The sequence below is a fragment of the Vibrio sp. 070316B genome (genome assembly GCF_013114115.1).
Classification (GTDB): domain Bacteria; phylum Pseudomonadota; class Gammaproteobacteria; order Enterobacterales; family Vibrionaceae; genus Vibrio; species Vibrio chagasii_B.
This window is the reverse complement of sequence record NZ_VTYC01000020.1, coordinates 56574-80111: the sequence shown is the minus strand read 5'-3', so window position 1 is coordinate 80111 and position 23538 is coordinate 56574. Positions and strand designations below refer to the sequence as shown.

The window sequence follows — 23538 nt, the reverse complement described above, 5'->3', positions numbered from 1 at the left end:
CGACTCCTTAAGCCGCTTCAGCTTGTGCGAGTGCCATATCAATCAGGTTCGCCACATCTTGCGGTGTTTTACATGCACGTAGTTTTGAGAAATCTTCATCAAACTCGATTAGGTTCGCGACCTGCATCGTGCCTTCGATGTGCTCTTCTGAATCTTTACCTGCCAAGGTGATCAACACATCGACTGGCTCGTCTACATCATCAAAAAGAATTGGGGTTTCTAAGACTGTTAATGCAAAGCCTGTTTTGATCACGCCATCTTCTGGGCGGCAGTGTGGTAGAGCAAATGCATCGTGAATACAGATGTAAGGGCCTTCAGCCGAAATCGCTTTGATGATCGCATCGTAGTAACGCTCTTCAGCCACACCTGCTTTAACTAGTGCATCAGTACCGATTTTGATAGCCGACTGCCAGTCGTTTGCTTTTGCATTAAGTTGGATTGAGTTGTTGGTAATCAGAGATTCTTTCAAGTTCATTGTTTCGCTCACTTAGTAATTTGTTATTAGTATTTTTATTAGCCCAGCCGCTTTGCCGCTGGGCTAGTTCAATTATTTATGGAAGTTGTTTTCGATAAGTGAAATCAGCTCATCACCAAAGGTTTTCACCATGATCATGTTCTTCACTGCTAGCTGCTGTTTACCTTCCGGTAGGTTGGTAATCTTTTCAGCCAACGCAACCGAAGTAACGATGATGTCGAATGAACCTAAGTGTGATTTGTAGTCTGTGATTGCACTGTTGAATGTAGTTGCTGGTACGCCTTTCTTATCTAAGAACTCTTTAATCTTCTTAGAACACATCATTGATGAGCCTTGACCAGAGCCACAACACACGAGAACTCGTACTGGTTTCTGTTCAGTGGCGCTGCTCGCTTGTGGAGCCTCAGCCACCGCTTGAGATTTTACTGGCGCTTGAGAATTAGGCGCTTCAACCTCAACTTCTACGCCTTCTGGTGTTACTGCTGTCATGGTTTGCGCTTGTTGCGCTTCGCCATCTTCTTCAGCACGAAGTGCCTTAGATGCGAAGTACATGTAAACACCCGCTAGTGCGACAACAACAAAGAAGAACATGCTAGAGCTAGAGATACCTTGCATGATTGGTGGGAACACGAGAGCCCAGTCAGCCATGCCCATCCAGCCGTTAAACTCAGTACCTGATTGCGCGAAGATGTGAATAGCCCAAGCTGAACCAACCACCTCGATAATGCCCATCACGAAACAGATCTTCATCACCGCTTTCCAGCCACCGAAGTGGTTAGCGAACACACCAATCGTTGCGTTAGAGAAGAACATTGGAATGAAGCCAGGAATGATCATGATTGGCGCATCGAAAGCCAACATCGCCAATACTGCTGTGAATTGACCCACTGCACCCCAAAGGAAACCGAACACCATTGCGTTTGGTGAGTATGCGTAGATAGCCGCACAGTCAATCGCAAGAACCGCATTCGGGATTAGACGTTGAGAAATACCGTTGAACGCTTCAGAAAGCTCGGCAACGAACATACGTACACCGGTTACGATAACTTGAATCGCTACCGCGAATTTCAGGCCCGTTTCGAAGATGTAGATCAGCCAGTGTGTACCACCCGCCATCTCTTGAAGGTTATCAAGACCGAAAGAGAGAAGAATGATGCCGAAGAATGCCGTCATGACTAAAGTTGTCGCAGCAATACTATCGTGGAAGATGTGTAACCATTTCGGTAGGTTGATATGGTCTACACTGTCGTTCTTGTCACCCAACTTCGGAGCAACTTTCGTTGCAACCCAAGATGCAAACTGCTGTTGGTGACCAATAGAGAAGCCTGCTCCGCCTGTCACCTCTTGTGTAGGCTTGAACATGATATTGGAAGAGATGCCCCAGTATAGAGCCATCAAAATTGCAGAGTAGATGATGGTTTCCCACATACCCGCGCCAAGCACGAAGTAGAAAACAGCAATCAAGCCAGCTTGTTGGAACATGATGTGTCCCGTAAGCATGATGGTGCGGATACCCGTAATTCTGCGGAAGGCAACCAATAGAATGTTGATGCCCAGTGCCATAAGGACTGCGTACCCAACCCAAGAGTAATTGTCGCCCATGGTTTCCATGGTGGCCATCATGGATGGTGTAAGGGTCGATTACCGAGCCTGTCAGTCCATGAATTTCACTCATCTTTTCAATAACAGGTTTAAAACCTGCTACCAGCGTTCCCGCACCCACTTGAACAATCATAAAGCCAACAATGGTTTTGATTGAACCGGAGATAACGGTTGTTGCGTCACGTTTGAGAAGGATGTAACCGAGACAAGTTACGATACCAAGCAGCAAAGGTGCTTTGGTCATAACCTGACTATAAAAAATATAGAAGATATCGTATAAGAACTCCATATCTTTACCCCTGATATAATTTGTATTTTTAATGATTTGTAGGATTCAGTGATGTCTTGTTTTGCTCACGAGATAGACTTTAACAATCAAAAGTAATCATTCAATGCTCACTTGTGATTACTTTGATTTATATCAATTATCCACCATTAGAATGTGGTTAATTGGGCATTGGATCACACCCAAAAACATAAAAATCAACAAAAACAACAACTTATAAAAACTTGTGATTAAAGTCTTGTTTTACAACAGCAAGGATTTGACAATCACAAATGTGATTATTAGAATCAAAACAAATCAAAAGTAATCATCAAGTTGTCACAACGACAAATAGAGTGATAAATATGAACGAAGTGCAAAGACACAACGGCATCCTGTCGTTACTAGAAGAAATGCAGACGATTAATGTCTCTCATATTATTGATAATTTTAGTGTTTCACCGGCGACAGCTAGACGTGATATCGCAAAATTAGATGAGCTAGGTAGACTTCGAAAAGTACGAAATGGCGCCGAAAGAATAGAAAACCAAAAGAGAAAGTGGTCACCGCTCAATATCAACAGTACTGAGTTTTATGAAGAGAAAGCTCAAATAGCGCATGCCGCGGCCGAGCTTTGTCAGGCGGGTGACACTGTAGTCATAAACTGTGGTTCCACCGCTTTCCTTTTGGGTCAACAACTGTGTGGAGAAGACGTTCAGATCGTAACGAACTATTTCCCACTAGCCAGCTACTTGATCAACGAAGATCATGACGACGTGATCATCATTGGTGGCCAATACAACAAGGCACAAAACATCTTTTTAAACCCAGCACCAAACTCATTGGGTGGATATGCCGGGAACTGGATGTTTACGTCAGGTAAAGGGTTAACTGATGCAGGTCTCTATAAAGCCGACATGCTAACCGCGGTTGCCGAGCAACAGATGTTAGAACAAGTCGACAAGTTAGTCGTTGTGGTAGACAGCTCTAAAGTTGGACAAAGGACCGGAATGCTGTTTTGCGATGCTAAACAAATTGACATCGTAATCACCGGTAAAGATGCCAACCCAGACGTGGTTAAAAAGATTGAAGCTCAAGGGACGCAAGTCATCTTAGTGTAAATCTTATGGGCTAACCCGCCCTCAAATAATAATAAATTTCAGCTCAGTGCCTTAGTCCAAATTAAGGCGCTCGGTTCCCTACATCCAAAATTAATCAAATTATTGAAATAAAAGGTATTATCATGAGCAATGTAAACGAAATCACTCGCGAGTCTTGGATCCTAAATACATTCCCTGAGTGGGGCACATGGTTAAATGAAGAGATTGAACAAACTGTAGTTGAACCAGGCACGTTCTCTATGTGGTGGCTTGGCTGTACAGGTATCTGGTTAAAATCAGAAGAAGGTGCAAACCTATCAATGGACTTCTGGTGTGGTACAGGTAAGAAGACACAAGCGGTTCAAAAAATGAAAAACCAACACCAAATGATGCGTATGGGTGGTGTTGAAGCGCTTCAACCAAACCTACGTACTGCTATCTTCCCGCTAGACCCATTTGCGATTAAAGAAATTGATGCGGTAATGGCATCACATGACCATGGCGACCACATCGATATCAACGTTGCAGCAGCAGTTCTACAAAACTGTGGCGATCACGTGAAATTCATTGGCCCTAAGGCGTGTGTTGATTTATGGATGAAATGGGGTGTGCCAGAAGATCGTTGTGTTATCGCTAAAGTTGGTGACGAGATTCGCATCAAAGACGTAAACATCAAGGTTCTAGACGCATTCGACCGTACAGCGCTTGTCACTCTTCCAGAAGGTACATCTTCTATCGATAAAGACATTCTGGATGGCATGGATGATCGCGCAGTGAACTACTTGGTAGAAACAACTGGCGGCTCTGTTTACCACTCTGGTGATTCTCACTACTCGAACTACTACGCGAAGCACGGTAACGACCACAAAATCGATGTAGCATTGCTTTCTTACGGTGAAAACCCACGTGGCGTGACTGATAAAATGACGTCTTCAGATATTCTTCGTGCTGCTGAATCTCTAAACTGTGAAGTGGTGGTTCCATTCCACCATGACATCTGGGCTAACTTCCAAAACGACCCACGTGAAATCGAAATGCTATGGAACATGAAGAAAGAGCGTCTTCAATACGGCTTCGCTCCTTTCTTCTGGCAAGTGGGTGGTAAGTACACTTACCCAACAGACAAAGGTCGTATGCACTACCAGCACTTCCGCGGCTTTGCTGACATCTTCAAGAATGATCCAGAACTGCCTTACCGCGCATTCCTATAACCATTAACCTTACTCAATAAGGGAGCACTTTGCTCCCTTTTTTAATATTCAAATAAGGAAGTTGGTATGTTGTTACGTGAATTCAAAGAGCACTTTGGCCGCGGAGACTTGAAAGCTGCGATCGGAGTGGTTTCCCCAGGAACCAATGGCTATTATCTACTCGTAAAAAGCCATAAATGGGGAGTAAACAGTTTTCTTGAGTCTGATAGAAAGATGCAACCAAGAGTGTTTAAGAGTCAGCAAGCCTTACTAAATGCAGCCAAGGCCATTGGCTTCCCTTATCAAGAGATTGATATTCAACATTTATAATCAGTGCGTTAATCTCTCATGCAAGCTGAGAAGTAATACTTACCCGATAAACAGCTAAAACATTCAGGTGACGAATAGCCTAAAGGAATAAGCATTTATTAATCCACTCGATAAAAATAATTCTTACAATTAAGCGTGTTTATTCGTTAATAATATTGTTACTCAACGGCATAATAGTCACGAATCCATTCAATGAGTTAGGTTATGTTCTGCAAGCGCCTTTTGGCATTGGTTTTACCCATTTCTGTTATCTTTTCTACGCACGCTGAAACCTTCGGTGAGCGAATAGAGCGCATCGAGCAAGAAAACGCACTAGCGAAAACAATGAGCGAAACACAAGCTGAGTTAATACAGAAAGTCGTTCAAACTAACCACTGCGCTAAAGTAGCATTGGTTCATCACCAACGGATTCTAGGTCAATACAAAAAACCAACCTCTTCTTCAGAACTATTCGTTAAATGGCGAGAGCAAGGCAAGCGACTAGACAGCAAATATGAAACGAATTACCCGGGATATCCCAAGCACGTATTTCAAGAATACCCAGCCGCTTCAAGCAAGGTTGATGGTTACCTATTTGCCTTAATTGACAATGGCTTGAATGAAAAGTCATGGCTAGCCAAAGAGTTCAAACAGTGTAAAAACAACAAGCTGATTTCAAGGGCCTAATTCAATCTTGGCAAAGAGTGGGCTTCCAAAATAGAAGCCCGACAAACAACTGAAAGCACCTCGAGTTTCACGCTAATAAAGTAGAAACAACCCTTCATACCCGCCAATTTCTATCTGATTAACATATTCACCAATATTGCCATCTGCATCGACTGGCTTCATCGGAACATCCAATGTAATCGTCAGTTTCTCTATCTCATAAAAGCTTGCGCTCTTACCGTGGAAGTCAGTGCGATACAGCACTCGCCCATGATCAAACTCTCTCGCTAACACCATATCTTCAGGTCCACCAGCGACCACTTGCTCTTCAGATTGGTAGATAAAATAGGTAAATGTCGGCAATACGTGTGTCATTCCGTCGGGTAAGTCTTGGTGTACCATTTCGTTCATCGATGTATCACCGACTATAGTGTAATCAGCCGGCACAGGCGTACTTGTCGAGAGCATTAGAGGGATCGCGTCAAAGCTTTGTGGAATGTGGTTCGCTGGCTCACCTAACTCAATAGCTAACAGCGAGCTTGGCTGATACGCCAAATTCTTAGGTATACCACTCCGCCAAAAGTTATCTGATGTGGTATTGCCACTGCCATATACATAGCCGTTATTCCATTGGTTAAAATAGCTATAGTGAGGGTGGCGCCTCAAATGGTAAATCGCTAAAGCAGAGTACTGATCTTGCTTCCAGTTTTGTTCACTATTCCCGTAATGATGAACTCGTCCATAGCGCGTAGTTGCCTGAAAAATAACGCCCTGTTCAGCATAAGCGAGTGCAGAGTTATCCCAATGTTTTGATATTCCTGAGTAGCCACTAAAACCGGTAGAAGGGAAAATATAATGCTCTCTGAGGTATAGAGACCCGGCTTCTCGTAAGTGAGATTGACCATTTCTTCCTAGCAAATTTGCCGTTCCTATATTCAATCCAATCAACGCAGCACTATCCAACAATGATAGATTTTTCAGGAACTCTGAAAATTGCAATTTATAGATTGTATCCGCTTCACTTGAGCCAGCGACCGCACCAAGCTCCTGGACATGCCCACCAGAGTAAACAAAGAATTGATTAGAGCCGATCAGCTTATTGGTATCATCGTTGTAAGCACCATTGAGACCTTGTTCGCCCCAACTTTGTTGGTAATAGCCCTGTATTGCCGATAGGTAGTCCAAACTATCCATATTCGTTAACGCCCAAGAGGAATTTGCACTCCACATTCGACCAAATGGAATGACTCTCGATTCCCAGCGAAAGCGAGCGGTAGCATTTTTGTTTGTGCGCTTGCGGTACTCGCTTTGTGACAAGTAGTTATCACCATTGAGGTCTGCAGCGACATCAAAACCACGGATCTTTCGCCATTGGCTGATAAGACTTCCATCTGGCGTGACTATTGGTGCATCGGTCAGTTTCACCGTCGGAAAACTGTTTTTCAGCGTCACGTCTTTCAAACGCGGGCGGTCTTGTGGGTTATCCCCCTGCCAACGAACCCTAACAACATAAAAGCGCCCGCCATCTCTTACAAAGGTTGAACCAAAATACTGCCCACCACCATAGCTTGCACCACTGCCATCGTGTGTCGATGCTCTCACCCAATCACTTGGTGGGTTCCAAATCACAAACTGGTTTTTGGTCATATTGAGGGTTCTATCTTTCTTGATCTCTAGTGTTTGCCACTGCGATACCAACCCATGAGAATCAACGGCTGCTGGGTATTCAATCCAAAACTCGCCACCTGCAGCAAACTGAGAAAACTTGAAGGTTAAACGATCAAACGGCTCAGCATGGTAGATATAAAGCGCTCCACCGCTTTCGAAACTCTCAAATACATCTGCATCCCACGGTGGTTGTTGGTAAAGCCAAAAACCCGCATGGTCTTCACTGGCTGTGTACCCGACAATTACGGGTTTTCGGTTTAAAAGCGTGTTTTCACCGTGCGTTTTATCAACTTCAGCAATGACCGTATCTTCCGAGAAATGAAGGAAATAGTCTTCGAAATTAATGCCATCCAACTCGGCTTGATTACGCAGATCGTTCTCCAACCAACCAGAATTCACCGCCATCGCTTGGTTATACATATAACCAATTGTTGTAGCGTGCTGGTTGTCAGTGATGTCTGAATAAGCGCCGAATACAATGTCGCTGTTAGCGATCTCCCAATCGATAACATCATCCGCAGACAAAGGAGAGCCGTCGAGAGCAGTGCCGGGCTCATGTTGCCCAGGTAATACTACCGCTGTACCAACGGCAAATGAGTGACTAGCAACCAAGTATGATGGTATGAGCGCTAGTACCCAGAGATTGTAGGTTTTCATTATCAAAACTTCCTAATCGATACTGTCGTAACTCATATAACGAGACGAAAAGTCAGCCAACTTACGTGTCAATTTAGGAATCAAAATAAGAAAAAGTATTGGTTAGATATAAGTATTGATCAAGGGTGCTCCGCCTGAAAGCCAGTTACCTGCCAGTAGCCTATATAAATAGATATTCAAACTCAGCGCGTTACAAGGAAAACTCAAAACTTATAATCTTAATTTTTCTCGTAAGGGAAGTTTCACAGATAGTGAAAATTGAGGGGGCAATTATTCTCAAAATGAGAATTTTGGATAGAAAGAGATTGTGGTGTTTCCAAAGCAACACCACCAAAATCCGGTACCGTTGATCAAATATCAAGATGGTTCAGGGGGGAGAATTACAGCCTTAAATTCCACTTACCTTGGTGGTCACGGTCGCAATTTTCTTGTGTATCGAAGCTTAGGTGCTTATCAATGCTCTTCAGCTTAATCCCAACCTGATTGAATGCGCTTTGAATAACGGAAGCCACCTGCTGTTGACCACCAACCTCTAAGAAATTCGTTCTATCTTGATTGGTATCGAATACACAGACGATTTTCAAACTTTGCGGAAATGAAGAGAAGTTGACCGAGTGAGTCACCCACAAAAAACCATCGAAGCCTTTTAGCGTGTCTTCACAAACGTCAGTTAGCACATCTCTGATTTGATTTTCGATCTTCTTATCTGATTTACGCATGAAGCAGGCATCCTATTTAACACCTTAAAAAATAAGGTTTTTAAGTCAATATTGTCTTAACCGATATTGGACACTGTGGCTGTTTCAAATGCAAAGTATTTATTGAGGATAATGGGCGAGAGGGATTAGAGAAACACCTCATGCTTGATAGCTTACGAAGCTACCAAGTATGAGGCGTGTACAGGGTTTGACAAAGAAACTAGCTCGCCGCTTGTTCCCAATCAGTCAGTAACTTCATGATTACGCGAGAGTCTTGATGAGTCGCCATAGGTGCTGCAAGTTGTGTGTCGCCTTGCTCAACCGCTTTTCGGATATTGCGCACTTGATAATGGAAGCCGTCACCTTGCGCTTCGACTTTCACTTCACGTTTCGATGTTTCATAGATCTCAACCGTGAATGTATTCTCTTCAGTCGGTAACCATGGGTTGGTGTCGAGAGTGATGCAACCTTTGCTGCCTAAAATCGTAAAACCATGCTTTAAGCCGTGGTCTTCTGCAGTATGGATTTGCGCAGTGAAGTGGTCGTTGAAGCGCATCATCGCCGATGATTCGCAGATGTTACCATCTTGACCACGTCGGCCGATTGCCGCGATCTTAACGTCATCAAACACACTCTCACCAAACTGGTGCTGCGCGACAGAGTGAATCAGCGACATTGGATAACAACCTAAGTTGTACAGTGCACCTTTACTTTCTGGATTCACAAACTGGTCAATCGCAGCAACGTATGAACCTTGAATAGAGCGTACTTCACCAATCTCACCAGTAGCTAATTCTTGATGAAGCTTGACGATAAGCGGGTGGTTTAAGTACATCAAACCTTCTGCGAAAAATACGCCCGCTTCTTTCACCGCTTGTAGTGCTTGTTCGGTTTTTTCCATATCAACCGATAACGATTTTTCACACAGAATAGCTTTGCCTTTTTGAGCGGCTTTAATCACGTATTCGTGGTGGACGTGGTTAGGTAGCGCGATGTAGATAATGTCGACCGACTCATCTTCAATCAAGGCTTCATAGCTGTTGAAGGTTCGTGTTGGTTGGTACTGCGCTGCAAACTCATTGAGTGTTTTCTCTGTGCGTCCTGCAACGGCATACAGTTCACTTAGAGTATCGCCTTTAATCGCATCCGCCATAACGCCTGAGATAAAGCTGGTTCCTAGGATTCCCCATTTCATGGCTTACTTCTCCTGCTCTTTTGATTCTAGCTGCGTTTCGAACGCTTGAACTAATTCGGTAATGTCACGCTCAATAAACGCTTGGGTGTGAGGCATACCAAAGTGCTGGTTAATGGCTTCACGGTTAGCGTATTGCTCAAGCAGGATCACGCGATCGCTTTGGTTTTCGTCATAGGTTGCTATTGCTTGTAGGCAGCCCGATTCGCTCTGCATATCTAGGCAAAACTGTTCGATGGCTTCAACCGCAGCCTCACGTTCAATATTGGTTTTAATCTTAAGTTCGGCAGTAACAAAGATGGTTTCGTTCGTTTGAGGCATTTCACGCTCTTATTTTAGTTAATTATCGATTTGCCATTAATATAATTAACCCCTAATAATTGATAAACTCACCTTTTGTTTATTATTTATCAACCAAGAGTGTTTAATGGATAAGTTAACCAGCATGAAAGTCTTCGTTTACGTAGTGGAACAGGGCAGCTTTCGCAGCGCCGCCAACCACTTCAACCTGTCGGCGACCATGATCAGTAAACATGTCCATCATCTTGAATCGAGCCTCAACTCTCAACTGATTCATCGCACCACACGCAAGCAGTCTTTAACCGATTCAGGGCAGCTCTACTATCGAGAATGTAAACGAATTCTGGAAGACATCAGCAATGCTGAAAATCTAATTCAAACCTTAGAAAACCAGCCTCAAGGCACGGTCAAAATAAACTGCCCAGTGACCTATGGGAACAAGGTGCTTGCCCCGATAGTGGCGAAGTTCCTTGCCAATAATCCGACGATTAATGTCGAGCTCGTACTGAACAACGATCTTGTTGATCCCTACTCTTCGGATATTGATTTAATTGTGCGAATTGGTGACCTGTCTGACTCGAGTTTAGTCGCCAGATATTTAGGGGATTACGAGATGTGTTACTGCGCAGCTCCTGCATACCTAAACCAACATGCAGAGATTCGTGTATTAGAAGATCTCGCGCGACACCCATCACTTGGATTCAGTTATAGCAGTCGTCGTGATGTGAGTGGTCGAGATGCACAAACGCGGAGTACGCAAAACAATGAAGCGCAACTCCTAGCCTCTCAGAACCACCAAGCAACGCATAGCGCGGTGAATAAAGGGCAAGTGCGTTTGATGTCGAATAATGGGGATGTGTTACGATATGCAGCCCTACAAGGCGTGGGCGTGTTGTTACAGCCGACTATCTTAGTCTCAGAAGAGATTGAGCGTGGTGCTCTGTTGGAAATCCTACCCGGCATGGCGCCGTTACCCAAGCCGATTCACTTGCTCTACAAAACCAAGCAACTGTCGTTGAAGAACAGAACCTTTGTCGAGTTTTTATTAGCCGAGCTTGCTGAATAACGAGATGGTTTATGTAACTAGGGCTTTTAAGCAGCGATAAACGTTAAACCATTTGCCAATGACTCATCAAGCGCTTGCCAAGGTCGGAAGGCGTGGTGTTATGGACGACCACCTCATCACATTGGTTAAACACCATGAAGTGCTTTAGTTCTTCGCATAAAGCGTGAATCAATGACTCATGAGTTTTAACTCTGTCTTCAACAACTAAGTTGCGAATGTTGAGTAAACGGGTCTTCCTGTCAACCTTACAATCCATTCGCGCCACCAGCTTACCTTGCCACAGAATCGGTAAACTAAAGTAACCAAACTGGCGCTGGGCTTCAGGAACATAACACTCAAGAAGGTAATCAAAGTTAAACAGTGATTGCATTCGCTTACGTTGAATCAACAGATTATCGAACGGAGACAATATCTTTAACTTAGTTCGAGAAAGAGACTGATTCAGAAGCTCAAACGCATTAGGCAACACATAATAGTCAGAGCCTTGAACATCCACCTTCACGACTTGTTTGTCTTCAAGCATCTGCTGGAGTGTTTTCTGAATCAGTGGTTTGGTGTTCTTAAGGAGATAGCTCATCTCAGATGCGATTCCCACACCGTTCGCTTCTAAATAACGCGTGATCAGATGCTCGATGTACTCTTGTTCTGTCGGCTCAGAGGTATCAATTCCGCTCGGTAGAACTCGCTCGGTTAGGTCATACACCTTATGAAAATTAACTCGGCTTGGCACCATTAAATCGCCTTGCATGAACAAGGTTTCTAAAGCTTGCTTAGCCGGTTTACCGCCCCAACCTCCGGGGTTTGGTCGATCCCCTTCAAAGTCTTTCGCCATCAACGGCCCTTCATTCTCAATACGTTTGAGAACATGAGCCATCAGTGCGTCATCCTTTTTATACCAATGCTTGAGCTTACCGCTCGCAAAGCCATTCTTGCGATGTAGGCTGAAGCGGAAGTCACGCATAGGTAAATACGCAGCGGCATGCGACCAATATTCAAACACCTCTCGACGCTCTAACAGCTTATCCAGATGGTTCAATTGGTAGCCCTGATTGCGATTCCACAACGTATGATGGTGGGCTCGCTGAATCACCGAAATGGTATCAATTTGCACATAGCCAAGGTTTTCAATCGCAGACAGCGTGTTCGCCAAAGCGCCCCCACTACTTTGCTTCTTTGGGGGTTGCTTCTTAGGTGGCAATTTTTGTGAAAGCAATACCATTTTTTGTGCTTGTGCGAGTGAAAGTGATTCCATGAAATTCAGACTCTAATTAATACCAATGATCGGCTTATGATTCGGCCATAAGCTCTTGAAGGATTTGCTTATACGTTTCGACCGTCTGTGCGCCAGTGACTGCACTTTTGCGGTTGAATACCACAGTAGGAACAGCTGAGATGCCCATGCGTTGCCATTCAAACTCTTGCGCTTCTATTTGCTTTAAGTTGTCGATGTTCTTTAGGCGTTTCAGTGCCTTCGTTGAATCCAAACCAACCGCTTCAAGTTCTTGTGCAATCACTTCAAGATCAGACAGATCTTTTTTCTCTGAAAAGTGCGCAGTAAAGAAGCGTAGCTTTAACTCAGTCTGTTTACCGTGCGCGAGAGCAAAATCAAGCAGCACATGTAGGTGACGTGAATTCACCATTCTCATGCTGTCATAGAAATTGAAATCAAACCCAACCGCTTTGCCACGAGCTGCCAGTTGCTCACGTGAACGTTGGCTCTCTTCCGCACTAGAGCCGTATTTTCTCATGATATGCTCACGCAGGTTTTCACCCTCTTGTGGCATATCTGGATTCAGCTCAAACGGCTGCCATTCAAGTTCAATTTGTTGTTCTAAGCCAAGTTCTGATAAGGCTTGCTCTAGGTTTTTGTAGCCGACAACGCACCAAGGGCACATTACGTCAGAAATAATATCGAGTTGAAGTTTCTTGCTCATCGTCATTCCAAATATCGTTGCTAGGGCGTATCCAATTCGAAATGGATACCCATATTTCTGATCAGACTACAATAAACTGAACACTCGTTCAAATTTAACTCAATGCACCAGTAGCGAACAAAAAAGCCGACTCATGTTAGTGAGTCGGCTTTGATAAAAATCTAAAAAGGATTTCGAACGTTATGCGAGAAGTTTCTCTAACACTTGGAATACGCCTGCATCAACATTACTTGGCGCACCAAAACGAGCAATCTCTTTCAGTTTTGGATGTGCATTTTCCATCGCATATGAGTGGTAGCTCTCTTTAAGCATCTCGTAATCATTTAGGTAGTCACCAAAGCTCATGGTCTGTTCGTAAGTGAAACCTAATGTGTTTTGTAGATGCTTAATTGCCGCCCCTTTTGAAGCCTCAGCATTCATCACATCCAACCAAATTTTCGCGCTTACAACCACTTGGTAATTTTCACCAAACTTAGCGTTGATGCTTGGGTTTACTTTCTCTTGCGAGCCGTCAAAGTGGCAAATAGCAACCTTGATAAACTTGTCTTCAACCGCCAAAAGGTCTTCTACTTGCTCGCGGCGATGGTAGTACTTAGAGATCTCCGCTAGAGCACGTTCGTCTTTGGTTTCGATGTATGCTGACTTTTTACCACACAGCACCACATGGGCACCTTCGATAGCACGCGCTTCTTTGATGATGTCTTTGATGGCATCAGTATCAAGCAAGCAGCTGTATAGCTCTTGGCCTTTGTGCATCACCAATGTGCCGTTTTCAGCAACAAACATCATACGATCTTTAATAGGAGCAAAGGTTTCCATCAAGCTGTAATACTGGCGACCCGATGCCGCAGCAAAAATAATGTCTTGAGCTTCTAGTCGCTCATAGAGGTTAAAGAATTCAGGGTCTAACTTTCCGTGTTCATTAAGTAGAGTGCCGTCCATATCAGCAGCGATAAATTTGATGTTCTGTTGTGGCATTTCAGAGCTTACCTATAAGTAATACCAATCGTAGTAAATAACTGTTCATCGTAGCTGGTTAAAATACTCGATAACTGCGTTAGAATTTTTGATTGTAGAATAACTACTTACCAAAAAATTCCGCCTTGTTCTCAAGTCTTTTTCCTGCGCTATTTCTGATCATTTACTTACTGTGATTGGTATAAAAATTAAATAGTAGATTATGATTTTTCGTTATCTTGGGTAACGGTTCTGCGTTCGATTATATCGCTATAGTAGCCAGTGAATGCAATGCTTTTCGGTGAGTTTCTTTGCTTAAATCTTAGATATTGCTTATGTACCATAAGGTTTAAAATCGATAGCAAATCGGGTATCAAGCTACGTCAATACGACAAGCTGCGTCGGCCCATTTAAGGCAACTTTTAAAATTCGCATTGACCGACAAAAAAAATAGGCTTACTATTAATCGTCTTTTAACGATTAGAATTAAGTGAGCTACCTAAGTATGACTGCAACATGCCAAGCAACAGAAAGCTGTTCTCTACCTCTTCCGCCGAGTAATGCTGAAGCAGAAAAAGAAATGGCAGTGTTAGCAAAAGCACTCGCGCATCCAGCGAGAATTCGCATACTTAGTATCTTGTCTGCATTGGAAAAGTCGGGCGGCTGCTTAAACAGTGATCTGGTAAGTGAATTGGGTTTGGCTCAATCAACGGTATCAGAACACTTAAGAATATTGAAAAGCTCTGGTTTTATCACTGCTGAGTCTATCCCGCCGAAGATGTGTTACCGCATCGACCGCGACAATATTCAACGCTTCGAATCGGTATTTAACAGCATTCTAAAATAGAAGTTCACGCTTGAGGGATCGGCTTTGATAGCCTTTACTTTTAAGCGTGTTTTTTTGCCACAATCAATCGTCTTTCGACGATTTACGATATCAAAAAAGAGAGATTACCATGAAACCAAAGTTAGGTTTTCTAGATCGCTACTTAACACTATGGATCTTCATCGCCATGGGCCTTGGTGTACTGCTAGGTACCCTATTCCCACAGATCGAACAGTGGAACGATTCAATGTCTGTTGGCACCACCAACATTCCACTCGCGATTGGCCTTATCTTAATGATGTACCCACCTTTGGCTAAGGTTAACTACAGTCTATTGGGCACTGTGGTAAAAGATAAGAAAGCCATCAAGCTCTCTTTGATTATGAACTGGTTGGTTGGCCCTATCCTAATGTTCGTATTAGCGCTTACATTCTTGGGTGACCACCCTGGTTACATGGTCGGCGTGATTCTAATTGGTCTTGCACGTTGTGTGGCAATGGTTCTAGTTTGGAACGACATCGGTGGCGGTAACAAAGAATACGGTGCCGCATTGGTTGCTCTGAATAGTGCGTTCCAAGTGGTTAGCTACAGCTTTATGGCGTGGTTGTTCATCAGCGTTCTTCCTCCAGTATTCGGTTACGAAGGCATGCTGGTTGATATCTCAATGATCGATATTGCACACAGCGTACTTATCTACCTAGGTATCCCATTCTTAGCAGGTTTCTTAAGCCGTAAGATCCTTGTGTCGATGAAAGGTGAGCAATGGTACACCGACGTGTTCATTCCGCGCATTTCTCCAATGACACTGATTGCTCTACTGGCAACGATCGTTCTGATGTTCAGCCTAAAAGGCGAGATGATTGTTGAGTTGCCAATGGACGTATTGTTGATTGCTGTTCCACTGACAATCTACTTCACTGCGATGTTCTTCATCAGTTTCTTCATTGGTAAGAAGATGGGCATTGAATACGACAAGAACGCATCAATTGCATTTACAGCAACAGGTAACAACTTTGAATTAGCGATTGCCGTAGCAATCTCTGTATTCGGTATCAACTCAGATCAAGCGTTTGCAGGCGTTATCGGTCCACTGATTGAAGTACCTGTACTGATTTACCTAGTGAACGTGGCACTTAAGATGAAAGACAAGTACTACAACGGTCTAACAGTGAAATCTGCGAACTAAAAAAATCGCGTATCGCTTAAAACAGAAAGGCTCACAAAGTAATTTGTGAGCCTTTTCTCTATCCAGATTAATCCAATTTAAGTCTCATCCAGCTTATGTTTCGTCTAATAGGCCTTTCAATGCTTGTTCAAGCCATAGCAATGCTGGCCCTTTAGAGCGTGTTTTCGATAAAACCAAATCAACCGGAGGCGACCACGTTTTATGGTCAAATGAGACGTTCACCTCTATCAAACGCTGTTTACTTAACTCTTCTTCAACAAGGTGTTTAGGTAAGTACGCCCAACCGACATCACTACCGAGGATCATTTCTTTGATAACGATAAAGCTGTTCGACCACCATACCTTGCCCGCTATAAGTGGAAACTGATCCATCATCTTACCTTTGTCGCCCCTCAGCATGAGCTGACGATGTGGCAGTAAATCCGACAATTTCGCTACACCCGTTTTGGCTAGCTTGTGGCTTGGGTGACAAACAGCAACAAACGGCAGATGCCCAATAAAGCAAGGTTCAGAACCGACATCAAAAGCCAAGTTGGTGAACATCAAACCAAGGTCTGCCTTCTCTTCAACTACGAAGGGATTCACTTCTGTTGTGGTACAAGCGATCAACTCAACTTCAGTTGCAGGGAAAAGTTGGCTGAATTCACTTAGGATTCTGGATAGGTTGGGGACCAATAAGGAGTCATCTAATGCGATTTTAATAAGCCCTTCTTCGCCCGTTCCTATCGCACTAACGGAAGCATTGAGATCTTCAACCTGAAGGACGATTGCTTTCACTTGTTTAAAGAGCTGTTCACCTTCTTTCGTCAGCGAAGGTTTGCGAGTCGAACGATCAAATAACTCCACATTGAAATCTATTTCAAGATTGTTGATGCCTTGGCTTACCGCCGATTGCACCTTACCTAAATGACGAGCACTTGCTGAGAAAGAACCCAGCTCTACTGCGTAAACGAACATTTTAAGTTGTTCAATGTTATACATACCACCAACCTATTATCACCATTGGTGATAGTTACTATCTTTCTATAATCATAATTAAAGATAATATACCTTTCAAACAGCAAATATAGATTCAACAGAAAGAGAAAATACATGTCACACAAAGAACGAATTCTACATATGGTGCTATTTGAAGTGTTCGCACTGATCATGATGGCGGGGCTAGCAACCTACATTACTGGCAATGGAGCTGGGGAAATGGCGGGGTTAGCACTTGCGATGTCGCTAATAGCAATGGCTTGGAACTACGTCTACAACTACGGCTACGACAAAATCTTCGGGGCAGACAGAACAAAACGAACGAAGAAAACCCGAGTTTTACACGGATTAGGGTTTGAACTTGGTTTAATGACAGTGACGCTACCAGTCTTGATGTGGGTGTTGAAGCTGGATTTCCTAACCGTATTGATTATGGACATCGGCCTAGTCATTTTCTTTGTACTCTACGCTATCGGATTTAACTGGGCGTACGATTCAGTAAGAGACTACTTTGTTACACAAGGCAAAGTTAACGCTCTAAATTAATTCACCGATTCGCTCAAATATCATCACTGAGCGATAAACAAAACGAATTGCCAGATTCAGTATGGATCTGGCATTTTTTGTCATAGCTTAAGTACATCCTTGTTTGTTAACGCTTTTCCAACATTTGAGACCCCGGATAGGTCCACAAGATCCAAGTTTAATAAACCACCACTCGCGAATCAGCATCACAAATCCAGTCATTAACTCCTCGTACCAGTTGTGCATCTGCTTACATACAGGTACTTTTAGCGACCTCCCAAGACATACATTCGCGCAATAGCGTCCATACAAGCTTCTTTTTCGAGCAAAAGTGTTCGGTTTAACATTTCAAGCCAGTTTAATTAACAATTTTATGCTCAAACGCTCATTTTTAATGCTCGTTTATTTTCGGGTTCGCAAATTTATGCACAATACGCGTGCTAGATAAGCAAAAATAACAAGGACTCGAACATGACAACAAACAAACAACCTTCTTTATTTGGGCAATGCCTCGCCGAATTTATCGGTACTGGCCTGCTCATCTTCTTTGGCGTTGGCTGTGTGGCTGCACTGGTATTAACAGGTGCAACATTCGGACAATGGGAAGTTAGTATCATCTGGGGCTTCGGCGTATCTATCGCGATTTACTGCACAGCTGGCGTTTCTGGCGCACACATAAACCCTGCAGTAACCATTGCATTAGCCATGTTCCATGGATTTGATAAGGCGAAGGTAGTGCCTTACATCATCTCTCAATTACTTGGTGCCTTCTGCTCTGCAGCTTTGGTTTACAGCCTATACAGCAACTTGTTTACAGATTACGAAATTGCTCATAACTTTGTTCGTAGCAGCCAAGACGCACTATCAACTGCTGGTATCTTCTCGACTTACCCACATGCTTCACTCTCTTTCTTCGGCGCTTTTGCGGTGGAATTCGTGATTACTGCAGTATTGATGTTTGCCATTCTTGCACTGGGCGACGAGAACAATGGCGCATCACGTGGCGCAATGAACCCTCTACTGATCGGTATTCTTATCGCGGTAATTGGTGGCTCATTAGGTCCACTAACTGGCTTTGCTATGAACCCTGCACGTGACTTCGGACCAAAACTTTTCGCTTACTTTGCAGGTTGGGATTTTGCATTAACCGGTGCTCGTGATATTCCTTACTTCATCGTTCCAATTCTTGCTCCTATCGCTGGTGCGTGTTTTGGTGGCTGGTTGTACCCACGTGTTATTGGTGCTCACCTACCAGTGGAAGGCCATGGCTGCACAATTCCAAACCAATGTGAAACAGAAGAAGAAGCTGAACAAGCTCAAGCTTAACCCCAAGCGACCTTACATTTACTAAAATATAAATAACGGAACAAAAAGGATTCTTACCATGACCGAGCAAAAATACATTGTTGCCCTAGACCAAGGCACTACAAGCTCTCGCGCTGTAATCCTCGATCACGATGCAAACATCGTAAGCTCTTCTCAACGAGAATTTACTCAAATTTATCCAAAGGCTGGCTGGGTTGAACATGATCCAATGGAAATCTGGGCGACTCAAAGCTCTACATTGGTTGAAGCTCTAGCTAAAGCAGGCATTCGCAGCGACGAGCTAGCGGGTATCGGTATCACTAACCAACGTGAAACCACCATCGTTTGGAACAAAGAGACAGGCAAGCCGGTATACAACGCTATCGTATGGCAATGTCGTCGTACTGCAGAAATTTGTGAAGAACTTAAAGAGCGTGGCCTAGAAGACTACGTGCGTGACAATACAGGTTTAGTCCTTGACCCGTATTTCTCAGGTACAAAAGTAAAATGGATTCTAGACAACGTTGAAGGCGCTCGCGAAGACGCTGAAGCAGGTAAGCTACTGTTCGGTACGGTTGATACTTGGTTGGTTTGGAAGATGACTCAAGGCCGTGTACACGTTACGGATTACACTAACGCATCACGTACTATGTTGTTTAACATCAACGACCTATGCTGGGACAGCAAGCTACTAGACGAGATGGGTATTCCAGCATCAATGATGCCTGAAGTGAAACGCTCTTCTGAAGTTTACGGCCAAACGAACCTTGGTGGTAAAGGCGGTACTCGTATTCCAATCGCTGGTATTGCGGGTGACCAACAAGCAGCGCTTTACGGTCAAATGTGTGTTGAAGCTGGTCAAGCGAAAAACACATACGGCACGGGCTGTTTCCTACTGATGAACACAGGCCAAGAGAAAGTAACATCGAAGAACGGCCTATTGACGACATTAGCATGTGGTCCTTCGGGCGAACCAGCTTATGCACTTGAAGGTGCGGTATTCATGGGTGGCGCATCTATCCAATGGCTACGTGATGAAATGAAGCTACTGGCTGGCGCAGAAGACTCTGAGTACTTCGCAACTAAAGTAGATACGTCAAACGGTGTTTACGTTGTTCCTGCATTTACCGGTCTAGGCGCACCATACTGGGATGCTTACGCTCGCGGTACAATTGTTGGCTTAACACGTGGCGTTAACTCTAACCACATCATCCGTGCAACACTGGAAGGTATTGCTTACCAAACTCGTGACGTATTGGATGCGATGCAAGCGGACTCTGGCATCAAGCTAGCAAACCTACGTGTTGATGGCGGCGCAGTAGCGAACAACTTCCTAATGCAATTCCAATCAGACGTGCTAGATACCGAAGTTCACCGTCCTGAAGTAACTGAAGTAACGGCTCTGGGTGCAGCATACCTTGCTGGTCTAGCAGTTGGTTTCTGGGACAGCATCGATGAGCTTCAAGACAAAGCAGTACTAGACCGTACGTTCTTGCCACACCACGATGAAGAAAAACGTAACCGCCGTTACAAAGGTTGGAAGCGTGCTATCAAGTGTGCACAAGTTTGGTCTGAACTGCACGATGACGACGAAGAGTAAAATCGAGCGTTCGAATAATCACTCTCTTATCGATTGAATTGTTCGTTCCTCAGTAAACGAAACTAAAAAGAGCACTATTTTGTGCTCTTTTTGGCGTTTGGGGCCTTTTTTTCATGTTTTGATCAACGTTTTTGCGGTTTAGACATAATTCCTTACCATCATTACTTCTCTCAAAGAATCAATTCGAGCACAATAGCGCGAGTTAATATTTTCGATTGTAACGCGCTAGAACCCATAGCGTGCAGGGAGTGGTAAGTTAAGTGAAGCAGATACCAAGACACCAGCAGATTGTAGACCTGGTAAAAACACAAGGATATGTGAGCACAGAAGAGCTCGTTGAAAAATTCGATGTTAGCCCACAAACCATCAGACGAGACCTCAATGAGCTGGCCGATAGCAACAAAATCCGCCGTTATCACGGTGGTGCAACCATTCCTCTTAGCTCAGAAAACACCTCTTACAACACGCGTAAAGCGCTTAACTTCAATGAAAAAGATGTGATTGCCGACGAGCTGGTAAAACACATTCCAGATGGCGCAACCTTGTTCGTTGATATCGGCACTACGCCAGAATCGGTGGCGCGCGCGCTGAACAAGAACCACAAACAACTCAGAGTCGTGACTAACAACATCAACGTTGCCAGTATCCTGCTACCAAACCCAGAGATAAAGGTTATCTTGGCGGGTGGCGAGGTAAGAAACCGTGATGGCGGTATCGTGGGTGAAGCAACACTCGATTTCGTGAAGCAGTTCCGCCTCGATTTCGGCATTCTAGGGATCAGCGGCATCGACTTTGACGGCTCACTGCTTGATTTTGACTACCATGAAGTTCGAGTGAAGCAAGCTATCATCGAAAACAGCCGCAGCATCTTCCTAGCAGTCGACCACAGTAAGTTTGGCCGCAACGCAATGGTTAAGCTGGGTAACATCTCTCAAGCACACATGGTATTCACCAATAAACAACCACCAGAAGAGATTCTGAACATCCTTAAAGATTCAGACATTCCATTAGAAGTTATCGAGACCGCTTCTCAACCACTAGCGTCGGACGAATAAAAAAACGCTCAGAAATCATGTTCATTAAAAGAGCCCATTATTGATAGATCACTTTATCGATAATGGGCTTTTTTGTTACTTAGAAAATCGTACTTGAACATGAACAGTCTCACTTCTATGCTCGAATAAGAGTCATTTTGAACCTTCGCTGTCATAAGCGAAGGTTTTTTTATGCGCAAATCACATAAAACGCGCATAAACGAAAATAATAAATGACCACAAACGAAAGTTAATATAGGATTCAATTATGTTCTAAAATGCTCGTTCGCTCAGAAAGAGGTCAAAACCATGAGTGCTCAACAAACTAATTCAAACAATAGTACATCTTCAACTCTAGACTTAATCGTTATTGGCGGCGGCATCAATGGTGCGGGTATCGCGGCAGATGCTGCTGGTCGTGGTCTAAACGTTGGTTTATATGAAGCAAATGATTTCGCCTCTGCGACGTCTTCTGCAAGTTCAAAGCTAATCCACGGTGGCCTACGTTACCTTGAACATTATGAGTTTCGTTTAGTTTCAGAAGCACTTGCAGAGCGTGAAGTGTTGCTGAGAAAAGCACCTCATGTTGCACAACCAATGCGTTTCCGTTTACCGCACCGACCATTTTTACGCCCGGCTTGGATGATCCGCTGTGGCCTATTCCTTTACGATAACTTAGGTAAACGTACGACGCTTCCTGGAAGTAAAACGGTGAACTTGGCTCAATCAGGTTTACTGAAGCCAGAAATGAAAACAGGTTTCGAATACTCAGACTGCTGGGTAGATGATGCGCGTATGGTATTGCTGAACGTATTAGCGGCGAAAGAAAACAACGCAGAAGTACGCAACTACTGCCGAGTTGAAAAAGCGCACCGCGAAGGCGACATTTGGCACGTAACGATTCTTGATGTGATGACAAACCAACGTTTCGAGCGCAAAGCAAAAGCATTGGTCAACGCAGCTGGCCCTTGGGTGAAACAGTTCTTTGATGATGGATTAGAACAAACTTCACCACGTAATATTCGCCTAATCAAAGGCTCACACATTGTGGTACCGCGTGTTCATGACGAACCACAAGCGTACATTCTACAAAACAAAGATAACCGCATCGTGTTTATGATCCCTTACCTAGATAAGTTCTCGATCATCGGCACCACCGACCTTGAATACAAAGGCGATCCTCGCGAAGTGGCTATCGACGATGTAGAAGTTGATTACTTGATTGATATCGTTAACCAGCATTTTGTTAAGCAACTAGAGCGTGACGATGTAGTGTGGACATACAGTGGCGTAAGACCGCTTTGTGATGATGAATCTGACTCGCCACAAGCGATCACTCGTGACTACACACTGGAGCTGGATGCAGAAATGGATCAAGCACCACTGCTATCGATCTTTGGCGGCAAGTTAACGACTTATCGTAAACTCGGTGAAGCGGCACTGAACAAGCTAGAACCTTACCTTAAACACATGGGCGCACCTTGGACAGCTAACGACACTCTACCGGGTGGCAACTTCAGCTGTAGCCGCGAACAGCTTGCCGCAATGATGCACACGAAATACCCTTGGGCATCAAAAGCACTGCTACTTCGTTACGTGACCCAATTTGGTACTTACACATGGGGCCTGCTTGAAGGCGCTACATGTGAGGCAGACCTTGGTATCCAGTTCTCAAGCGAAGCACACGGTGTTTACCAAGCTGAGATTGATTACTTGATCAACCAAGAGATGGCAATGACAGACGAAGACATCTTATGGCGCAGAACCAAGCTTGGCTTGTACATGAGCGAATCTGAGCAACAAGCATTGTCTGATTACTTAAAAGAGAAGCTACAACGTAAAGTGGTAAGCTTTTCTCAAGTAAGCTAATCCACCAGCCAACAAGCACAGTTCAACAACCTGATTAATAAACAAGCTTAGCGTCCCCCGCGCTAAGCTTTTTTATTATTTGCCTCCACTATTTGCGTTCAATTCCTTGCACTTCAGTAGTTGTCACTCGACCAAA

21 protein-coding genes and 1 pseudogene are annotated in these 23538 nt (G+C 44.0%); 12 read left to right on the top strand and 10 right to left on the bottom strand.

Annotated elements, in window-relative coordinates:
• Nucleotides 1-7: 7 nt before the first annotated feature.
• Nucleotides 8-475 carry a PTS sugar transporter subunit IIA gene (locus tag F0251_RS15600; RefSeq protein ID WP_171731310.1) on the bottom strand — a complete coding sequence of 156 codons (468 nt, stop codon included), beginning with the start codon at nt 473-475 and terminating at the stop codon, nt 8-10.
• Nucleotides 476-547: 72 nt separating this feature from the next.
• Nucleotides 548-2366: pseudogene (locus F0251_RS15595) on the bottom strand (PTS ascorbate-specific subunit IIBC).
• Nucleotides 2367-2707: 341 nt separating this feature from the next.
• On the opposite strand from F0251_RS15595, the gene ulaR reads away from it, so the two are divergent.
• The 4 genes from ulaR to F0251_RS15575 all read left to right on the top strand — a co-directional run bounded on the left by ulaR (nt 2708) and on the right by F0251_RS15575 (nt 5628).
• Nucleotides 2708-3463, top strand: coding sequence for an HTH-type transcriptional regulator UlaR (ulaR, locus tag F0251_RS15590; protein WP_061032088.1), 756 nt, complete (start codon nt 2708-2710; stop codon nt 3461-3463).
• Nucleotides 3464-3585: 122 nt separating this feature from the next.
• The gene (gene ulaG / locus F0251_RS15585) at nt 3586-4653 is read left to right on the top strand and encodes an L-ascorbate 6-phosphate lactonase (protein ID WP_008215922.1); all 1068 of its coding nucleotides are present in this window, start codon (nt 3586-3588) and stop codon (nt 4651-4653) included.
• 66 nt (nt 4654-4719) lie between these two features.
• Complete coding sequence (locus F0251_RS15580) at nt 4720-4962, top strand: hypothetical protein (RefSeq protein ID WP_061032087.1); 243 nt, start codon at nt 4720-4722, stop codon at nt 4960-4962.
• Between the two features lie 204 nt (nt 4963-5166).
• Nucleotides 5167-5628 carry a hypothetical protein gene (locus F0251_RS15575; RefSeq protein ID WP_061032086.1) on the top strand — a complete coding sequence of 154 codons (462 nt, stop codon included), beginning with the start codon at nt 5167-5169 and terminating at the stop codon, nt 5626-5628.
• A gap of 72 nt (nt 5629-5700) precedes the next feature.
• On the opposite strand, the gene F0251_RS15570 is transcribed toward F0251_RS15575, so the two are convergent.
• The 4 genes from F0251_RS15570 to F0251_RS15555 all read right to left on the bottom strand — a co-directional run bounded on the left by F0251_RS15570 (nt 5701) and on the right by F0251_RS15555 (nt 10143).
• Nucleotides 5701-7932 (bottom strand): hypothetical protein, encoded by a 2232-nt coding sequence (locus F0251_RS15570; protein ID WP_171731309.1) that lies wholly within the window; start codon nt 7930-7932, stop codon nt 5701-5703.
• 380 nt (nt 7933-8312) lie between these two features.
• Complete coding sequence (locus F0251_RS15565; protein ID WP_171731308.1) at nt 8313-8651, bottom strand: Fis family transcriptional regulator; 339 nt, start codon at nt 8649-8651, stop codon at nt 8313-8315.
• Between the two features lie 199 nt (nt 8652-8850).
• Entirely contained in the window at nt 8851-9825 is a 975-nt protein-coding gene (locus F0251_RS15560) for a Gfo/Idh/MocA family protein (RefSeq protein WP_171731307.1), read from the bottom strand.
• Nucleotides 9826-9828: 3 nt separating this feature from the next.
• Nucleotides 9829-10143, bottom strand: a complete 315-nt coding sequence (locus F0251_RS15555; protein ID WP_171731306.1) for a putative quinol monooxygenase — start codon at nt 10141-10143, stop codon at nt 9829-9831.
• A gap of 106 nt (nt 10144-10249) precedes the next feature.
• Here F0251_RS15555 and F0251_RS15550 point away from each other — a divergent pair, with 106 nt between their 5' ends.
• On the top strand, nt 10250-11188 hold the full coding sequence (locus tag F0251_RS15550) for a LysR substrate-binding domain-containing protein (RefSeq protein WP_061032081.1): 939 nt from the start codon (nt 10250-10252) through the stop codon (nt 11186-11188).
• A 43-nt stretch (nt 11189-11231) separates the two neighbouring features.
• On the opposite strand, the gene F0251_RS15545 is transcribed toward F0251_RS15550, so the two are convergent.
• The 3 genes from F0251_RS15545 to F0251_RS15535 all read right to left on the bottom strand — a co-directional run bounded on the left by F0251_RS15545 (nt 11232) and on the right by F0251_RS15535 (nt 14100).
• Nucleotides 11232-12440, bottom strand: a complete 1209-nt coding sequence (locus tag F0251_RS15545; protein WP_171731305.1) for a winged helix-turn-helix domain-containing protein — start codon at nt 12438-12440, stop codon at nt 11232-11234.
• Nucleotides 12441-12474: 34 nt separating this feature from the next.
• A complete protein-coding gene (locus F0251_RS15540) occupies nt 12475-13122 on the bottom strand; it encodes a DsbA family oxidoreductase (protein WP_105058502.1) in 648 nt (215 codons plus the stop codon).
• Between the two features lie 180 nt (nt 13123-13302).
• Nucleotides 13303-14100, bottom strand: a complete 798-nt coding sequence (locus F0251_RS15535) for a Cof-type HAD-IIB family hydrolase (protein WP_171731304.1) — start codon at nt 14098-14100, stop codon at nt 13303-13305.
• A 484-nt stretch (nt 14101-14584) separates the two neighbouring features.
• On the opposite strand from F0251_RS15535, the gene F0251_RS15530 reads away from it, so the two are divergent.
• On the top strand, nt 14585-14926 hold the full coding sequence (locus tag F0251_RS15530) for a helix-turn-helix transcriptional regulator (protein WP_061032078.1): 342 nt from the start codon (nt 14585-14587) through the stop codon (nt 14924-14926).
• 109 nt (nt 14927-15035) lie between these two features.
• Nucleotides 15036-16091 (top strand): ACR3 family arsenite efflux transporter, encoded by a 1056-nt coding sequence (gene arsB, locus F0251_RS15525; protein WP_105058504.1) that lies wholly within the window; start codon nt 15036-15038, stop codon nt 16089-16091.
• Nucleotides 16092-16184: 93 nt separating this feature from the next.
• Here arsB and F0251_RS15520 read toward each other — a convergent pair whose 3' ends face one another.
• The gene (locus F0251_RS15520) at nt 16185-17072 is read right to left on the bottom strand and encodes a LysR family transcriptional regulator (RefSeq protein WP_171731303.1); all 888 of its coding nucleotides are present in this window, start codon (nt 17070-17072) and stop codon (nt 16185-16187) included.
• Between the two features lie 111 nt (nt 17073-17183).
• Between F0251_RS15520 and F0251_RS15515 the strand changes: the two genes are divergently transcribed.
• The 5 genes from F0251_RS15515 to glpD all read left to right on the top strand — a co-directional run bounded on the left by F0251_RS15515 (nt 17184) and on the right by glpD (nt 23402).
• Complete coding sequence (locus F0251_RS15515; RefSeq protein WP_061032075.1) at nt 17184-17615, top strand: PACE efflux transporter; 432 nt, start codon at nt 17184-17186, stop codon at nt 17613-17615.
• Between the two features lie 450 nt (nt 17616-18065).
• A complete protein-coding gene (locus F0251_RS15510; RefSeq protein ID WP_008215950.1) occupies nt 18066-18920 on the top strand; it encodes an MIP/aquaporin family protein in 855 nt (284 codons plus the stop codon).
• Between the two features lie 58 nt (nt 18921-18978).
• Entirely contained in the window at nt 18979-20499 is a 1521-nt protein-coding gene (gene glpK / locus F0251_RS15505; protein ID WP_061032074.1) for a glycerol kinase GlpK, read from the top strand.
• A gap of 260 nt (nt 20500-20759) precedes the next feature.
• Entirely contained in the window at nt 20760-21554 is a 795-nt protein-coding gene (locus tag F0251_RS15500; RefSeq protein ID WP_061032073.1) for a DeoR/GlpR family transcriptional regulator, read from the top strand.
• Between the two features lie 288 nt (nt 21555-21842).
• Nucleotides 21843-23402 (top strand): glycerol-3-phosphate dehydrogenase, encoded by a 1560-nt coding sequence (gene glpD / locus F0251_RS15495; RefSeq protein WP_171731302.1) that lies wholly within the window; start codon nt 21843-21845, stop codon nt 23400-23402.
• Nucleotides 23403-23538 lie beyond the last annotated feature (136 nt).